Annotated in this window: 17 protein-coding genes and 1 pseudogene; 11 read left to right on the plus strand and 7 right to left on the minus strand. The window is 70.7% G+C overall.

What is annotated here, in order from left to right:
• The first annotated feature begins 790 nt into the window (after positions 1 to 790).
• Positions 791 to 1,174 (plus strand): hypothetical protein, encoded by a 384-nt coding sequence (locus tag WBK50_RS09655; protein ID WP_341335264.1) that lies wholly within the window; start codon positions 791 to 793, stop codon positions 1,172 to 1,174.
• Between the two features lie 136 nt (positions 1,175 to 1,310).
• Here the strand turns inward: WBK50_RS09655 and WBK50_RS09660 are convergent, their stop codons facing one another.
• Complete coding sequence (locus tag WBK50_RS09660; RefSeq protein WP_341335265.1) at positions 1,311 to 2,066, minus strand: type 1 glutamine amidotransferase domain-containing protein; 756 nt, start codon at positions 2,064 to 2,066, stop codon at positions 1,311 to 1,313.
• 354 nt (positions 2,067 to 2,420) lie between these two features.
• Between WBK50_RS09660 and WBK50_RS09665 the strand changes: the two genes are divergently transcribed.
• On the plus strand, positions 2,421 to 2,825 hold the full coding sequence (locus WBK50_RS09665; RefSeq protein WP_341335266.1) for a DoxX family protein: 405 nt from the start codon (positions 2,421 to 2,423) through the stop codon (positions 2,823 to 2,825).
• A gap of 77 nt (positions 2,826 to 2,902) precedes the next feature.
• On the opposite strand, the gene WBK50_RS09670 is transcribed toward WBK50_RS09665, so the two are convergent.
• Positions 2,903 to 3,283 (minus strand): ester cyclase, encoded by a 381-nt coding sequence (locus WBK50_RS09670; protein WP_341339345.1) that lies wholly within the window; start codon positions 3,281 to 3,283, stop codon positions 2,903 to 2,905.
• A 284-nt stretch (positions 3,284 to 3,567) separates the two neighbouring features.
• On the opposite strand from WBK50_RS09670, the gene WBK50_RS35030 reads away from it, so the two are divergent.
• Together WBK50_RS35030 and WBK50_RS09680 are read left to right on the plus strand one after the other, a co-directional pair.
• The gene (locus WBK50_RS35030; RefSeq protein ID WP_445942239.1) at positions 3,568 to 3,825 is read left to right on the plus strand and encodes a hypothetical protein; all 258 of its coding nucleotides are present in this window, start codon (positions 3,568 to 3,570) and stop codon (positions 3,823 to 3,825) included.
• 322 nt (positions 3,826 to 4,147) lie between these two features.
• Entirely contained in the window at positions 4,148 to 6,538 is a 2,391-nt protein-coding gene (locus WBK50_RS09680; protein ID WP_341335267.1) for an excinuclease ABC subunit UvrA, read from the plus strand.
• Between the two features lie 132 nt (positions 6,539 to 6,670).
• Here WBK50_RS09680 and WBK50_RS09685 read toward each other — a convergent pair whose 3' ends face one another.
• The 3 genes from WBK50_RS09685 to WBK50_RS09700 all read right to left on the minus strand — a co-directional run bounded on the left by WBK50_RS09685 (position 6,671) and on the right by WBK50_RS09700 (position 9,061).
• The gene (locus WBK50_RS09685; protein WP_341335268.1) at positions 6,671 to 7,162 is read right to left on the minus strand and encodes a hypothetical protein; all 492 of its coding nucleotides are present in this window, start codon (positions 7,160 to 7,162) and stop codon (positions 6,671 to 6,673) included.
• A gap of 120 nt (positions 7,163 to 7,282) precedes the next feature.
• On the minus strand, positions 7,283 to 7,984 hold the full coding sequence (locus WBK50_RS09690) for an alpha/beta hydrolase (RefSeq protein WP_341335269.1): 702 nt from the start codon (positions 7,982 to 7,984) through the stop codon (positions 7,283 to 7,285).
• A 345-nt stretch (positions 7,985 to 8,329) separates the two neighbouring features.
• A complete protein-coding gene (locus WBK50_RS09700) occupies positions 8,330 to 9,061 on the minus strand; it encodes a GntR family transcriptional regulator (protein WP_341335270.1) in 732 nt (243 codons plus the stop codon).
• Between the two features lie 145 nt (positions 9,062 to 9,206).
• Here WBK50_RS09700 and WBK50_RS35035 point away from each other — a divergent pair.
• From WBK50_RS35035 to WBK50_RS09720, 5 genes and pseudogenes are all read left to right on the plus strand, one after another.
• Positions 9,207 to 9,479, plus strand: a pseudogene (locus WBK50_RS35035) (VOC family protein); the annotation flags it as partial.
• Between the two features lie 25 nt (positions 9,480 to 9,504).
• Positions 9,505 to 9,801, plus strand: coding sequence for a hypothetical protein (locus tag WBK50_RS09705; protein WP_341335271.1), 297 nt, complete (start codon positions 9,505 to 9,507; stop codon positions 9,799 to 9,801).
• 17 nt (positions 9,802 to 9,818) lie between these two features.
• Positions 9,819 to 10,265 carry an acyl-CoA dehydrogenase family protein gene (locus tag WBK50_RS09710; protein WP_341335272.1) on the plus strand — a complete coding sequence of 149 codons (447 nt, stop codon included), beginning with the start codon at positions 9,819 to 9,821 and terminating at the stop codon, positions 10,263 to 10,265.
• The gene (locus tag WBK50_RS09715) at positions 10,214 to 11,047 is read left to right on the plus strand and encodes an acyl-CoA dehydrogenase family protein (protein WP_341335273.1); all 834 of its coding nucleotides are present in this window, start codon (positions 10,214 to 10,216) and stop codon (positions 11,045 to 11,047) included. Before WBK50_RS09710 ends, WBK50_RS09715 begins: the two co-directional genes overlap by 52 nt.
• Positions 11,048 to 11,082: 35 nt before the next feature.
• Positions 11,083 to 11,949 (plus strand): fumarylacetoacetate hydrolase family protein, encoded by an 867-nt coding sequence (locus tag WBK50_RS09720; protein ID WP_341335274.1) that lies wholly within the window; start codon positions 11,083 to 11,085, stop codon positions 11,947 to 11,949.
• Between the two features lie 121 nt (positions 11,950 to 12,070).
• Here WBK50_RS09720 and WBK50_RS09725 read toward each other — a convergent pair whose 3' ends face one another.
• Positions 12,071 to 12,871, minus strand: a complete 801-nt coding sequence (locus tag WBK50_RS09725; protein ID WP_341335275.1) for an aldo/keto reductase — start codon at positions 12,869 to 12,871, stop codon at positions 12,071 to 12,073.
• 314 nt (positions 12,872 to 13,185) lie between these two features.
• Here WBK50_RS09725 and WBK50_RS09730 point away from each other — a divergent pair, with 314 nt between their 5' ends.
• Together WBK50_RS09730 and WBK50_RS09735 are read left to right on the plus strand one after the other, a co-directional pair.
• Positions 13,186 to 13,608, plus strand: coding sequence for a YciI family protein (locus WBK50_RS09730; RefSeq protein ID WP_341335276.1), 423 nt, complete (start codon positions 13,186 to 13,188; stop codon positions 13,606 to 13,608).
• A 27-nt stretch (positions 13,609 to 13,635) separates the two neighbouring features.
• Complete coding sequence (locus tag WBK50_RS09735) at positions 13,636 to 14,862, plus strand: RNA polymerase sigma factor (RefSeq protein ID WP_341335277.1); 1,227 nt, start codon at positions 13,636 to 13,638, stop codon at positions 14,860 to 14,862.
• Between the two features lie 141 nt (positions 14,863 to 15,003).
• On the opposite strand, the gene WBK50_RS09740 is transcribed toward WBK50_RS09735, so the two are convergent.
• Positions 15,004 to 15,816 (minus strand): MBL fold metallo-hydrolase, encoded by an 813-nt coding sequence (locus tag WBK50_RS09740; RefSeq protein WP_341335278.1) that lies wholly within the window; start codon positions 15,814 to 15,816, stop codon positions 15,004 to 15,006.
• Positions 15,817 to 15,888: the final 72 nt, after the last annotated feature.

Consider the following 15,888-nt stretch of genomic DNA (forward strand, 5'->3'; position numbering starts at 1 on the left):
ATCGCATCTGACAACTGACTACCCCTGGATCAACGCGTGCGGAACGGCCTTTCGGCGATTGCCGCATGAGGTCGTGGGACCCGGTGATCGGGAGAAGACGGATCTAATCCGCAGCGGTTGAGGACAGAATTCAGATCATCGCCTCACAGCCGCGGCCGTGGAAACCGCTCTCCCGGGGGGTGGTGCCCGGCATCACTCCGAAGATCACCAGGACCACGACGAAACAGGCGATGACGACGTGTGCCCCTTCTGAACAACGTGAGGCAGCGGCATTGCCGGTGCGACGAGCTTGTCGGACCAGAGCTGGTGTTCGAGGCGGGTTTTAGGCAGTAGTCGGCGATGTCGTCAACAATCGTCGGCGGTCTTGACCCACGTAGGGCTTGGGGATGTCGTTCTGCGTCATGATCCAGTCGCGGACGGCGTGGGTCAGGGGCCGGCGGGTGAGCAACCGCCGGGCAAACGACCATGACACCCGCAGCAGTCAGGTCGAGAAGCAGTGCCGCAGGGTCTTTCGGTCCCGACTACCCCGACCGGATCACCCGTCGGGCCCCGGCACGGCGCGGGTGGCGGAACAACGTGGTGCGTTCTCGTGACGTGGGCTCGCCGGCCTTGTGTCAGGCCAGCCGCGTCGTACGGTCGATGCGGGTGGACGCTGCTGGCCACGATCCGTGGGCTTGTCGCCCGATGCGGCGAGTCAGACGGGCCGCGCTGTCGGAGCTGAGCCGGCCTCGGTCCGGGAGCGACAGAGATCCGCCCGTGACGCACAAGGTCAGGAAGTTGGGAGTCATCCATGACTGCTTCGACGACCCAGGAGCACATCACCCGTGCCGCCCGAACCGGCCAGGAAGCGATTTCGACGGCGCTCCGAGGCTGGGGTGAGACCGCGCAGACCGTTCTGGGGTTGGGGGCGACCCGCGAGGGCGACGTTCCGAGCCCGGACCGACTCATCGACACCTGGTTCGACATCGCCGATGAGGCGCTCAATGCGCAGCGCGAATTCGCCAAGGCCCTGCTCACCATCGGCACACCGCTCGTTGACGCCGTGAGCCGCACCGCGACGCGCACGATCGAAGCCACCCAGCAGGCAACAAACGGCGCTACGGAGGCGACCACGGAAACGCCCCAGGAATCGTCCCGGGCGGCCCGTAGCAGCGCCTCGCGCAAGGACGGCTGAGCCGGGACGCGCCCCGGCGGGGCCGGCCCCACCCGCATCGGGCGCTGGCGCGGGTTCATTGCCGCCGGCACGCACGACCGATGCTGGTCTCACGTCGAGTCCACCCCCGTCTGTCACGCCCGGCGTCAGGAGGCCGTCACGACCCGGGCAGTTCGCCGGGCGGGGCCAGGTCTCGAAGCCGGGCCACGCAAAGCTCGTCGGGCGGCAGCGACCAATCCGATGCCCACCACGGCGGTGGCTGACGGTTTCGGCGACCATCGCAGCGCAGCGACGACCATGCTGGGAGGTGCGCTGCGCTGCGCTGCGGATCGGACTCGCGACCCGGCGCTGTCGTGCGCTCCGGCGAGGTCTCGGCGAAGGTGTCGAGCATTGCGGGGACGAAGGCCACCATGTCCTGGGGCCCTTTGCTCGTGGTGAGGTTCCCGTCCCGGACGATCTCCTGATCGAGCCAGGTGGCACCGGCGTTCACCAAATCGTCTCGGATGCCGGGCCAGGAGGTGAGGGTCCGTCCGGTGAGGAGTTCCGCCGATGCGAGTACCCACGGTCCGTGGCACAGGGTGACGATGGGCTTGTCACTCGAGGCGAACGCGCGAACGAATTCCCGTGCCCGGGCGGACTGCCGGAGCAGGTCAGGATTGATGAACCCGCCGGGTAGCAGCAGGCCGCCGTAGTCGCCAGGATCGGCTTCGGCGACCGTCTTGTCCACGCCGACCCGGCTGGCCGGCATGTGCAGGTTCACCCCGCGGATACGTCCGTGCCGGAGGGACACCACGTCAACCTTCGCACCGGCCAGTTTCAGGGCTCGCAGCGGAATGGTCAGCTCAACCTTCTCGAAACCGTCGGCCGCCAGGGCGGCAATCTTGCGGCCCTTGAGTCGGCGTCTGGTGGCCATGTCGTCCTCCGGTCGCTCGATGGCGCCGCAGAGATGGCGTAACTCCCCGTGGCGGCGGAAGCCTCGGCCAGGGCGCCAAGAGCTGTTCGTCACTGGCCGGCTGCTGAACCGTGAGCGGATACCCCCACCCGACCGCCCGACACGTTGATGGGCGAACGCGCGCGATCGGACCGACCCTGTCGTTCGGCTGTTGTTCAACGTGTGCCTACGGGTTTTACCTGCGGGTACGTATCCGGCTCGATCGAGCTCTAGGCGCAGGCACCCCGGCTGTCCTCAGGACCCGATGAGTTCTGCCTGTGCCCGTGGTCGGTCCTTACTGCGACCACGCCGCATCGCCCGAACGGAGCCCTTCCGATGACCTCGACCACCGCTGTCCCCGTCACCTCCCGCGCTGTGAACGTCGGTCTCTGGGCGCTGCAGGTGCTCCTCACGGCCGTCTACGCGTTCTCGGCGTTCGGCAAGCTCACCGCGGAGGCGCAGAACGTGGCCGGGTTCGAGGCCATGGGCCTGGGCACTACCGGTATGTATGTGATCGGTGCGCTGGAGCTGGCCGGGGCGATCGCGATGTTCGTCCCGCGCCTGACCGGGCTGGCTGCGCTGTGCTTCGTCGCGTTGATGATCGGCGCGGTGGCGATGACGTGGGCCGTCGGCGGGGGTGTGCTCGTCGCGGTCCCGGCGGCCGTCGGTGTCCTGGCCGCGGTGCTGGCCTGGGGTCGGCGTGACAGCACGCGTCGCCTGGTCGCGCCGCTGCGCGGCTGATGCCCCGCGCTCCTGGGCCCGCACGGCGGCTCGTGCCCCCGGACACGAGCCGCCCTGCCATCGCCTGGGGCCTCGGGTTACGCGGCCCGGATGAGGCCGAGTTGCTGCAGGACGGTGACCCCGTCGTCGAGGCCCACCTCCTCGGTGATCAGGCCGTTCTCGACCTCGAGGACGGCGATGCGGGTGAAGCGCATCGACTTGCCGGTCCTCGCCGGCAGCGCACCGACGGGCATGTCGTCGAACGCGGTACCGGTCTGGGTGCCGCCGCCTTCCCACTGGCCGACCACGTAGTCGCCCTCGGCGAGAAGGTCGGCGGTGCCCCAGAAGTTCAGGTCGGGGAACGCCGCCCGGAACGTCGTGGGGAGCGCGAACGCTGTGGTGATCCACCCCCGGGCCGTGCGCCGGCTCGAAGCGGGCCTGCAGAGAGCTGAACCCGCGTCGAGGCGTTTCGGTTGCAGCCGCCCGGTGTTCGGTGGGCGGTACGCGCTCCGAGCAGGGTTCGGCCCAGGTCAGATCCGCCACCCATGACCGGTTCGGGCCCGGTGTCCGGAACCGGCGCTGCACCAACGCAGACCGGGCCGGCCTTGGACGCATGGACGCGCCAGGGGCGATCGGCACGCCGGGAGCCGACCCGGGCCACCTCAGAGCCTCCACCAATCCCGCGGCGGTTCACGAAACAGGTGACCAGACCGATCAGGAATCGAGAAGCGCCGATCACCGAGCCGCGCCTAGCGTGACCGCCATGAACATCACCATTCAGTCGAACTTCCTCCCGCACGACGACCCGGACGCCTCCCTGGGCTTCTATCGCGACACCCTCAGCTTCGAGGTCCGCCACGACGTCGGACACGACGGGATGCGCTGGATCACGATCGGCCCCGCCGACCAACCGATGAGCGCCGACCCCGGCTCCCGCGCTCGGCGTCGCGACACCGAGATCGGCTCAGCACGACAAAGACGTCCTCCTCGAGATCGACGCGCTGCCGCAGGAGCGGGTTGACCGGTTCGTCGCGCCCACCAGCTCATGCACGACGGCCGCCGGTCGGTCTGACGCCTCGGCCGGGCGGCGCGGAGCGTGGCCGGGGGCTCCAAGAGGCCCCGCGGGCCGAAGCGGCGTGGATGGCTTGGCTCGTGCGCCGAGCGCGACCCCGGTCGGCGTCACCCGGACGGGCGTCGCGCAACACTCCGGCCGACACCGTCGATCAGGTAGAGAGCGACCGCGCCGACGAAGGAGATCCGGACGTACTGCTAGCTGGTCGGATCGAGCCAGGCGACGCCGACGGAGACCGCGATGGCGGCCCCGCCCGACAGATGGAGAAGCTATGAGCATGGCCACGAGGACGGACACGCTGTCGCCTGCCCTGCAGGCTGCCGACAGCCACGATCTGATCCGCGTGCACGGCGCACGCGTGAACAACCTCAAGGACGTCAGCGTCGAGATCCCGAAGCGCCGGCTCACGGTGTTCACCGGCGTCTCCGGCTCGGGCAAGAGCTCGCTGGTGTTCGGCACGATCGCCGCGGAGTCGCAGCGGATGATCAACGAGACCTACAGCGCCTTCGTGCAGGGCTTCATGCCGACGCTGGCGCGGCCCGAGGTCGACGTCCTCGAAGGGCTGACGACCGCGATCATCGTCGACCAGCAGCGGATGGGTTCCGACCCCCGCTCCACGGTCGGCACCGCCACCGACGCCAACGCGATGCTGCGCATCCTCTTCAGCCGACTCGGGCAGCCGCACATCGGCTCGCCCCAGGCGTTCTCCTTCAATGTCGCCTCGATCAGCGGAGCGGGCGCGGTCACAATGGAGCGCGGCGGGAAGACCGTGAAGGAGCGGCGCAGCTTCACCATCACCGGCGGCATGTGCCCGCGGTGCGAGGGCCGGGGCTCGGTCAACGACATCGACCTGTCTGCGCTGTACGACGACAGCAAGTCGCTCAACGAGGGTGCGCTCACGATCCCCGGCTACAGCATGGACGGCTGGTACGGCCGCATCTTCGGCGGCTGCGGCTTCTTCGACCCGGACAAGCCGATCAGCAGGTTCACCAGCAAAGAGCTGCACGACCTGCTCCACAAGGAGCCGACCAAGATCAAGGTCGACAACATCAACCTGACGTACGAGGGGCTGATCCCGAAGATCCAGAAGTCGATGTTGTCCAAGGACGTCGACTCACTGCAGCCGCACATCCGCGCCTTCGTGGAGCGGGCGGTCACCTTCACCACCTGCCCCGAGTGCGGCGGCACCCGGCTCAGCGAGGCGGCCCGCTCGTCGAAGATCAAGGGGATCAGCATCGCCGACGTCTGCGCGATGCAGATCAGCGACCTCGCCGCGTGGGTGAGCGACCTCGACGAGCCGTCGGTGGCGCCGCTGCTGGGGACGCTGCGGCACACCCTCGACTCGTTCGTGGAGATCGGGCTGGGCTACCTCTCGCTCGACCGGCCGTCGGGCACGCTGTCGGGCGGCGAGGCGCAGCGCGTCAAGATGATCCGCCACCTCGGCTCCTCGCTCACCGACGTCACCTACGTCTTCGACGAGCCCACCATCGGACTGCACCCCCATGACATCGCGCGGATGAACGACCTGCTGCTGCAGCTGCGGGACAAGGGCAACACGGTGCTCGTCGTGGAGCACAAGCCGGAGACGATCGCGATCGCCGATCACGTCGTCGACCTCGGCCCCGGCGCCGGCACAGCGGGCGGCACCGTCTGCTTCGAGGGCACCGTCGAGGGGCTGCGGGCCGGCGGCACCATCACCGGGCGGCACCTCGACGACCGCGCCTCCCTGAAGTCATCGGTGCGGACGCCGTCGGGGGCACTGGAGGTGCGGGGCGCCGGTACCCACAACCTGCAGGACGTCGACGTCGACATCCCGCTCGGCGTTCTGGTCGTCGTCACCGGGGTGGCGGGCTCGGGCAAGAGCTCACTGATCCACGGCTCGGTGTCCGGGCGGGACGGAGTGGTGGCGGTCGACCAGACCGCGATCCGGGGCTCGCGGCGGAGCAACCCGGCGACGTACACCGGACTGCTCGACCCGATCCGCAAGGCGTTCGCGAAGGCCAACGGCGTGAAGCCGGCGTTGTTCAGCGCCAACTCCGAGGGCGCCTGCCCCACCTGCAACGGCGCCGGCGTCATCTACACCGACCTGGCGATGATGGCCGGCGTCGCCACCACCTGCGAGCTGTGCGAGGGGAAGCGGTTCGACGCGGCGGTGCTGGAGTACCACCTCGGTGGCCGCGACATCAGCGAGGTGCTCGCGATGTCGGTGGCCGAGGCCGAGCAGTTCCTCGGCGCCGGCGAGGCGCGCACACCCGCCGCGCACAAGATCCTCGAGCGGCTCGCCGACGTCGGGCTCGGCTACCTCACCATCGGCCAGCCGCTCACCACGCTGTCCGGCGGCGAGCGGCAGCGGCTCAAGCTGGCCAGCCACATGGCCGAGAAGGGCGGCGTCTACGTCCTCGACGAGCCGACCACCGGCCTCCACCTCGCCGACGTCGAGAATCTGCTCGGGCTGCTCGACCGGCTCGTGGACTCCGGTAAGTCGGTCATCGTCATCGAGCACCACCAGGCGGTCATGGCGCACGCGGACTGGATCATCGACCTCGGCCCCGGCGCCGGCCACGACGGTGGTCGGATCGTCTTCGAGGGCACACCCGCCGACCTCGTCGCCGCCCGCTCCACCCTGACCGGCGAGCACCTCGCGGCCTACGTCGGCACCTGACCGAGGCCCTCGCGGGCACCATTCGATCCCGGTCTCGCCCACGCAGCCGGAAAGCCCCTGACCAGCAGGTTCAGGGGCCTTCGGTCTTACCCGGGGTCTCTCGGACACCCTCCCTCAGGAGGTGTCGTGAAGCTATGGCGCGGTGACGTCCCCGACCGGCGGTCGAACCTGCAGCGCCTTGAGATCTTCAGCGGCCGTCAGCGTGCCGTCGACGTCGATCGCAGGAACCGGTCGCATGGTGCCGTCGGTGTCGACCATCCATGCCACTACCGGCAGCGTCGTCCCGGCTCCGTCGTCCATCTCCACGGTCCACCCCGGGTCGGCACGGAGGACGCTCTGCAGTCGCCCGGTCTGCACCAGGCGGACGTAGCCGGGCTCGGTCGTGGCGTCCACGAGAGCGCCCTTCAGCGGCTCCACGACGAGTGCTTCGCCGTCCCTGCCCCAGGCTTCAACCGCTCGGCCGTAGACGTTCCCGCTGATCGGGTCGTAGTCGGGTGTCCACGGTTCGGGGCCGTCGTGCACCTTGCTGACGTACATGGCCTGCCATCCCGTCGGCGACCACTGGCGATCCGGACGAAGGGAGGCCTCACGCGCCAGAGCAACGGTCTCGTGCAACTCGATCATGACGTTCGCTCCTTGATCAGGTGCTGCTCGATATCGGTCGAGGCCGAGTCGTCTCCGCGGCTGGTGCTGCTCGCCACGACTTGGCCTTCCCGAGGCCTCGCGCCGCTCCCTGCCGAGGCGTTACCGCGCGGTCACGGTGGACGCGGCCTGCTCGATGAGAGCGGCCACCGCGGCCGGCTGCGATACGTAGATGGCGTGGCTGCCCGCCGCCTCGACCACGGTCGAGCCGGCCCGCTCCGACATGACGCGCTGCGCAGGCGGGGGGATCATCCTGTCCTCGGTCGCAACCAGGTACCAGCTCGGCTTGACCCGCCAGGCGGGTTCGGTGATCGATCCGCCGAGGGCGGCCACGCCCCACGGCACCTGTGAGTCGGCCATGAACGCTGCCTGTGCGGCGGGCAGGTCGCCGGCGAACGAATCGTGGAACTTCTCCCGGTCCAGGAACAGGAATCCGTCCTTCGGCGGGAGGATCGGTGGTACGGGTGCGCCGGGCGGCGGGTCGGCGATGAGCGTGTTCACCGACTCGCCGGCGTCCGGGGCGAACGCCGCGATGTACACCAGCGCCGCCACGTTCGGGTCCGTGCCCGCCTCGGTGATGACCGCGCCGCCGTAGGAGTGGCCGACGAGAACGACCGGCCCGTCCTGTGCCTCGATGACCTGCCGCGTCGCTGCGACGTCACCCTCGAGCGACAGCGTCGGGTTCTGCACGACGGCGATGTTGTAGCCGTCCTGCTTGAGCAGGTCGTAGACCCCTTGCCAGCCGGACCCGTCCACGAAACCGCCGTGCACGAGGACGGCGTTTCTCGCTGATCCTGCATTCATGCTGATCTCCTCTACCGAGATACGTCGACGGGCCGCATCGCCCTGGCCGGCCAATCACAATGAGCCCTCACCTGGGGGCCGGAAAGGTCCGGGGGCGGCCGGTCGCCGAGCTGCGGAGAGTTCGTCCGGCCGGTCTAACAGCTCTGTTTCAGGACGAGGTCTCGAGTCGGCGGCGGCAGATCAGGGCGCAGGCGAGTCGGAGTAGGCCGAGGTGGATGTCTGCGCGTCGCCCGTAACGGGTGCGCAGGCGTGTGAACGCGGTGCCTGATCGGTCAGTTCCTGGGACTCGACCGGCGGGTAGTCGCCGGCGTCGAGGAAGCGGACTTCGGCGCCGGGCGCTCCCCGTCAGGCGGACTCGCCGCGCGCGGCCCAGGTCTGCTCGCCGAAGCCGCCGATGCGGCTCATCCGGTCGAGCATGGTCTGACGGTTGGAGCCGAGATGCTCGCGCACCTGCGCCCGGACACGCTCCGGGTCTCGAGAACGCGCGGCGTCGACCAGTTCCTCGTGCACGTGCCCGCGATGGGCGGCGAAGCTCTCCGGCTCGCCGACCGGGTCGAACACCAGCCGGGTGTAGCGCTCGGAGGCGTCCCAGAGCGGGCGCAGCAGCCGGAGGTCCCACTCGCTGGCCGCCGGGCGGATCAGCGCGGCGTGGAACTCGCGGTGTGGCTCCCAGAAGTCCTCGGACGGCACCTTGTCGAAGGCCTCGCGGACCAGCCGGGCGAGGTCGTCGATGTCGGCGTCGGTGCGGTCACGGGCGGAGAGGGCGGCGAGCTCGGGCTCGACCGTCAGCCGCAGCCGGTAGATCGCGCGCAGATCGTCGGGATCGAGCGAGGTGACGATCGCGCTGCGCGACGGGCTGAGCACGACCAGACCCTGGGCCTCGAGCTGGCGCAGCGCCTCGCGGACCGGCACGTGGCTGACCCCGAGCTGTTCGGTCAGCGCGGGCACGGTGAACGGCCGGCCCGGCGGGAGGTCGCCGTTCAGGATGGAGCGGCGGATCTCGTGCAGCACGAGATCGACGGCCGAGGCCTTGCGTTCGGCCACGGACCGCATCCCGCGGCGATCCTCGAGCGGCACGGCTCCCCTCCCAGCGTCGGTCTGCATCCGGCGTCGTCGACCGGGGGCATGCTAGCGCACATTGACATCTTATAAGTTAGTGCCTACCGTTCCGGCCCGTGCTCGAGGTCACGTCGACGTGACCCGGGCCCGAGAGGAGACAGCCATGGGAGCCACGCCGAAGCTCGTCCACGTCGTCCTCCAGACCGCGCAGCCCGAAGCGGTGCGCGACTGGTACTGCACGGTCCTGAAGGCCCACGTCGTGCACGCGGGCCACGGGCTGACCTTCATGACCTTCGACGACGAGCACCACCGGATCGCCCTGCTCGAGGTCCCTGCCGAGGTTGCCCGGCCGAAGGAGCCGGGCACCGTCGGGATGCACCACACCGCGTTCACCTTCGACTCGCTCGACGATCTGCTGCAGCGCTACCGCGAGCTTCTCCGAGGCGGGCGTCGAGCCCGCCGTGCCGATCCAGCACGGCATCACCACCTCGCTGTACTACCGCGACCCCGACGGCAACTTCGTGGAGATGCAGGTCGACAACTTCGCCACCGCCGACGAGGCCACGGCCTACATGAAGGGCCCGGAGTACGACGGCGACCCGGTCGGCCCGGCGTTCGACGTGGACCGGATGGTCGCCGCGCGTCGTGACGGCGCCTCGGCCGCGGAGCTGTGCACACGGGCCTGGGCGCTGTCCGGTCCCGAGCTGCCCGATCCCATGCGCGTGCTGACCGGCGTCGTTGCCTCGCTCACCGCCTGAGACCAGGAGAGACCGCGATGTCAGCGCTGATGTCCGACTACCTGCTCGACCGCCCCGGCACCTCCGACGAGGCCCGCGCGCTGCGCGCGGACCTGGTGGGCCGGGCCCGTGAGATCGTCCCCGTCCTGGCGCGCAACGCCGCGAGGACCGAACAGGACCGCCGCGTCGTCGAGGAGAACATCTCCCTGATCGACGACGCCGGCCTCTTCCGGATCATGAAGCCGAAGCGGTTCGGTGGCTATGAAACCGACTTCCGTACGAAGTTGGAGGTTTCCCGGGAGCTGGCCCGCGGCTGCGGGTCGACCGCGTGGGCCTCCACCCTGATGAACGTGTGCGCGTGGTTCGGGGGACTGTTTCCGGACCGGGCTCAGCGCGACGTGTGGGGGAGAACCCGGGCTGCCGGATCGCGGGCGTGCTGGCCCCGTCCGCGGAGGCGGTGCGGGTTGACGGCGGCTACCGCGTGACCGGCTCGTGGGGGTGGGCGTCGGGGTGCCTGCACTCCCAGTGGGCGGTCGTCGGCTTCCCCGTCCCGGACGAGCGCGGCGAGGTCGTCGACCAGGGACTGGCCCTGGTCCCGATGTTGGACCTGTCGATCGAGGACACGTGGTTCGTGGCCGGGATGCGCGGCACCGGTTCGAACACCCTGGTCGCCCAGGACGTGTTCGTCCCCGAACACCGGGTGATCTCCGTGCCGGCGGCGATCGGGGGCCGCTACGGCACCGAGCACACCGACGAGGCCCTCTACCGCAGCGCGTTCATCCCGGTTGCCGCGCTGGTGCTCGCCGGACCGCAGCTCGGGCTGGCCCAGGCGGCCCTGGAGCTGGTGCTGGAGAAGGCGCCGAAGCGGTCGATCTCCTACACCTTCTACGACGTCCAGACCGAGGCCCCGACCGTGCAGCTGGCCGTGGCGAAGGCCGCGGCACTCGTCGACTCCGCACACCTGCACGCCTACCGGGCGGCCGCGGACATCGACCAGGCCGCGGCGGACGGGGTGTACCCGGACTACGCCGCCCGCGCCCGCGTCCGCATGGACACCGGCTGGGCGATCGAGCAGGCCCGCGAGGCGGTCCGGGTGCTCGTCTCCGCGCACGGGGCCTCGAGCTTCGCCGAGTCCAGCCCCCTGCAGCGAATCTGGCGCGACTCCGAGGTCGCCAGCCGGCACGCGGTGATCAACCCGGCGATCTCGTCGGAGGTCTACGGCCGGGCGCTGCTAGGCATCACCGACGGCGTCACCGCGCTCGTCTGATCCGATCCGTTTCCCGACCCCTGGGAGGAATACCCGTGCGTATCGCCAACGCCGCCGGCCGGCTGGTCCTGCTCGACCCCGAGGCCGGCTCCGGCCTCCGGGCCCTCGACGTCGAGCAGGCCAGCGGCGGCCGGTTCCCGGCCGACCCGCAGGCGGTCTACCCCCGGTGGGCGGAGTTCCGCGACTGGGCCACCTCCGCGTCGTTCTCGGCCGCCGTCCCGATCCCCGACGAGGAGCTCGACGCCGTGGCGCCCCGACCGCCGCAGATCTTCGCGGTCGGGCTCAACTACCGCGACCACGCCGACGAGGCCGGCTTCGCGCTGCCCGCCGAGCCTGTCGTGTTCACCAAGTACGCCTCCAGCCTCACCGGCCCGCGCGGTGACATCACACTCTCCCCGGGCAACGTGGACTGGGAGGTCGAGCTGGTCGCGGTGATCGGGACCGGCGGGCGCGACATCGCCGAGGCCGACGGCTGGGAGCACGTCGCGGGGCTCAGCCTCGGCCAGGACATCTCCGACCGGGTCACCCAGTTCGCCGCACCCCCCGCCCAGTTCGGACTGGGCAAGTCCTACCCCGGGTTCTCACCGGTCGGACCGAGCCTCGTCACGCTCGACGAGTTGCGGGCGGCCGGCCTGGACCCGGCGGACCTGGAGCTGGGCTGCCTGGTCAACGGGGAGAGCATGCAGAAGGGCCGCACCGGCGACATGATCTTCCCGATCCCGGTGATCGTCGCGAAGCTGTCCGCGATCGTCACGCTGATGCCCGGCGACGTGATCTTCACCGGGACGCCGTCCGGCGTCGGGGTGGGCATGACCCCGCCGCGGTTCCTGCAGGCCGGCGACGAGCTCGTCACCTGGTGCACCGGGATCGGCGAGATGCGCCATCGCCTCGTGGGGTCCTGACGCGGGTGGGTCGGGCCGGAGAACGTCCTGCTGCGCTCGGAGAACACGCGCCGCACTACGCCGACATGAACGTCGCGCTGACGCGCCGGATCAGCGGGAGAGTGCCGCCCCGTGGCCGCCCTCAGGTGCGCAGTGCCAGCCGGTGGACGAGCTCCCGCTCGTCGGGTCCGAACCAGGGCGGCTCCCCCGCGGCGACGTTCTCGTCGATCCGTGTCGGGTTCGCCGTCGCCGGGATCGCGACGGTGCACCTCGGATCGCTCAGTCCCCACTTGAGCAGCGCCTGCGCCCAGGTGCGGACCCCGAACGGGTACAGCGGCGCGAGCTGGGCCTCGCCGATGTCGAGGCCCAGCAGCTCACCCTCGCCGAAGGGACGCATGACGACCACGCCGAGCCCGAGGTCGGCGGCCAGCGGCAGGATGCGCTGCTCGACCTGGCGCTGCCGCGGGTTGTACGGGACCTGAACGGCGTCGATCCGGCCGGTGCGCATCACCGTCTCCAGCTCGCCGACCACCGCGTAGTGCGTCGCCCCGATCCGGTCGATCCGGCCCTCCTCCCGCGCCGCCAGCAGCAGCGGTAGGTGCTCGCGCCAGGCCACCAGGTTGTGGATCTGCATCAGCTCGACGTGTCCGCCGTAGAGGCGAAGCGCCCGGTCGAGCTGCTGCCGCCCCTCCGCCGGCGAGACCGTCCAGATCTTGGTGGCCACGACCGCCTCGTCCCGGCGGCCGCTCAGGGCCTCGGCGAGCAGCTCCTCGGCGCGGCCGTACATCGGCGAGGAGTCGAAGAACCGCACCCCGGCGTCGAGGGCCCGGGTCACGACCGCGACGTGTCGGCCGCCGGCGGCTGCCGCCTCCAGCCGGCGCCAGGTCCCCAGGCCGATGACCGGCACCTCCGTGCCGTCCGCGCCGAGCCGCCGTCGCTCCACTCGCACAGGGTCCCGTACCGCCCCGCCCTCAAACCTCGCCGCCGCGGAGGCAACCGGTTACGTCACCCGATGGGTGAGGGCGACGGCGGCCGCGTCCCGGATCCCGCTCGGCCCGATCGGGCAGGTGCTTCCCGAGTGGAGCCACCGCGGCGGCCCCGACCTCCTGCCCACAACCGCGCGGCCGCGCGGGACGCTGCGGGAGGACGCGGGCGATACGGTCGAAAAACCTGATCGCCCGTGTCGATCCTGGCAGCTCCCGTTCGACGCGGGAGTAGAAAGGCGCGAGCCGCGCCCCGGACCCGAGGGAGAACCCCGTGAAGTACATGCTGATCATGCGCGCCACCGCCGAGGCCGTCGAGGCGTCGAAGAACGTCGACTTCGAGAAGATCATCACCGCGATGGGCGAGTACAACGAGGCGCTCATGAAGGCCGGCGTGCTGCTCGCAGGGGAAGGCCTCTCCGACGCGGAGGAGGGATTCGTCGTCGACTTCGGCGACCAGCCCCCGATCGTCAGCGACGGTCCCTACGGGGAGACCCACGAGCTGTTCAACGGCTTCTGGATCATCCGGACCTCCTCGAAGGAGGAGGCCGTCGAATGGGCCTCCCGCTGCCCGCTCGGCCCCGGTTCGAAGCTCGAGGTGCGGCGCGTCACCGAGGCGAGCGACTTCGCGGACTTCGCCGACAACGAGTACGTCCAGAAGGAGGCCGGGTGGCGCGAGGAACTCGGGACGGAGTGAGACAAGCGCGCTGAGGGACTACTGACGATGTCCGACATCCGACGCACCGTCGACGCCGTCTGGCGGATCGAAGGCGGACGCATCGTCGCGACGCTCGCCAAGATGGTCGGCGACGTCGGCCTCGCCGAGGACCTGGCGCAGGAGGCCGTCGCCGACGCGCTCGCGCAGTGGCCGGAGTCCGGCGTCCCGCGCAACGCGGGCGCCTGGCTCACCGCCGTCGCGAAGCGGAAAGCCATCGACGGCTGGCGCCGCCGGGAGCGGCTCGACGAGCGCTACCACGCCATCGCCCACGAACTCGACGAGCAGATCGTCGAGGAGTGGCAGCCGATCGACGACGACCTCCTGCGCCTCGTGTTCACGGCATGCCATCCCGTCCTCGGGCGCGAGGCCCAGGTCGCGATGACGCTCCGCGTCGTCGGCGGCCTCACCAGCGAGGAGATCGCCCGGATGTTCCTTGTGCCGGTCGCGACGATGCAGCAGCGCATCGTGCGAGCCAAGAAGACGTTGTCGGCGGCGCGCGTACCGTTCGAGGTGCCGGAGCCGCACGCATGGGCCGTGCGGCTCGGGGGCGTGCTCGGCGTCGTCTACCTGATCTTCACCGAGGGCTACGCCGCCACCTCGGGCGACCGATGGATCCGAACCGAGCTGGCCGACGAGGCGCTGCGGATCGGCCGGGTGCTCGCCGGCCTGGTGCCCCGTGAGCCGGAGGCGCACGGCCTCGTCGCGCTCATGGAGTTCCAGGCGTCGCGCTTCGCCGCACGGGAGGCGCCGGACGGCAGCCCGATCCTCCTCGCCGAGCAGGACCGGCGACGCTGGGACCACGCCCAGATCGGGCGGGGGAGTGCGGCGCTCGACCGATCGGACACGCTCGGTCGCGGGCGCGGCAACTACGCGCTGCAGGCGGCGATCGCCCAGTGCCACGCGCTCGCGCCGAGCGTCGACCAGACCGACTGGGAGCGCATCGCCCTGCTCTACGAGGCGCTCGGCCGCATCGCGCCGAGCCCGGTCGTCGAACTCAACCGGGCGGTCGCAGTGTCGATGGCCACCGGTCCCGCATCGGCCTTGCCCATCGTCGACCGGCTCGCCGCGGCGGGCTCACTCCGCGGCTCGCACCTGCTCCCGAGCGTGCGCGGCGAGCTGCTCGCGCGCCTCGGCCGCATCGACGAGGCCCGGTCCGAGCTCACGACCGCCGCCGGGCTGGCCGCGAACCGGCGCCAGCGAGAAGTGCTGCTCGCCAAGGCCGCCGCGCTCTGATCCTGCCGGACGCTGCACAGGTAGGCGGCCTCGTCTCACGGCGACGAGGCGGCGTCTGTGAAGGGCCCTGTCGCCCGCTCAACGAGCTGCGGGCCGTCGAGGTGCTCGACGTCGCGGAAGATCGCCCGGATCGGCCGGCGGTCAGGAGAAGGTGGGAACGATCCACCTGCCCGGGTCAGCCATTCGTAGGACCTGGGACAGCCCGGCGTCGTCGAACGCGTCGACGATGCGGTCGGGGCCTTCGCTGAAATGCGCCCAGCTGTCGTAGTGCGCGGGCACGACCAGCGGTGCCCCCAGGAGAGCGGCCGCGGCTGCGGCCCGTTCGCTGGTCAGGGTCAGCGCGCGGCCGCGTTCCTTGGCCGGCACGCGCGCAGCCCCGGCGAACAGCACGGCCACCTCGATCGGGCCGACACGCCGGGCCACCTCGGCCACCACGGCGATCGAGGCGTTGTCACCGCTGATGTACACCGTCGGAACACCGTCGGCGGACAGAACGAAACCTGTGACCTCGCAGTTGACGTGACCGTCCTCGTCACGGGCACCGTCGGCGGGCCCGTGCATCGCCGGCACGGCGCGGATCGTGAGGTCACCGGCCTGGCCGCCGCGCGGCAGCCTCACTGTCTCCCAGGCTCTGAGCGGGGTGGCCGTCGGTCCGAGGCGCCCGGCGGTGCGCGGACCGGTCACGAGCAACGGTGCGGCGAGCGCGAATGCCCGGCCGCGATCGTCGAGGTTGTCGGGATGCAGGTCGTGGCTGACCAGGACGGCGTCGACCTGCCCCAGTTCGGCCTCGGACACCGCCGGCCCACGCAGCTTGGTCAGGTAGCCCTTGTCGCCGGGCGGGTCGAAGGTCGGGTCCACGACCAGCCTCGATCCCGCGACGTCGACCACGGTCGTGGGCCCACCGAGGACGCCGATCGCGAACCCGAGGCGCTCGGCGCCGACTCGCTCCGCCACCGTCATAACCCTACCCAGCCCCGGCCGCCACCGGTAGAACGCTCACGTCTCCTGTGATCGGCAGGCCGAGGA

The organism is Pseudonocardia sp. T1-2H (assembly GCF_038039215.1).
In the GTDB taxonomy this organism is placed as follows: Bacteria; Actinomycetota; Actinomycetes; order Mycobacteriales; family Pseudonocardiaceae; genus Pseudonocardia.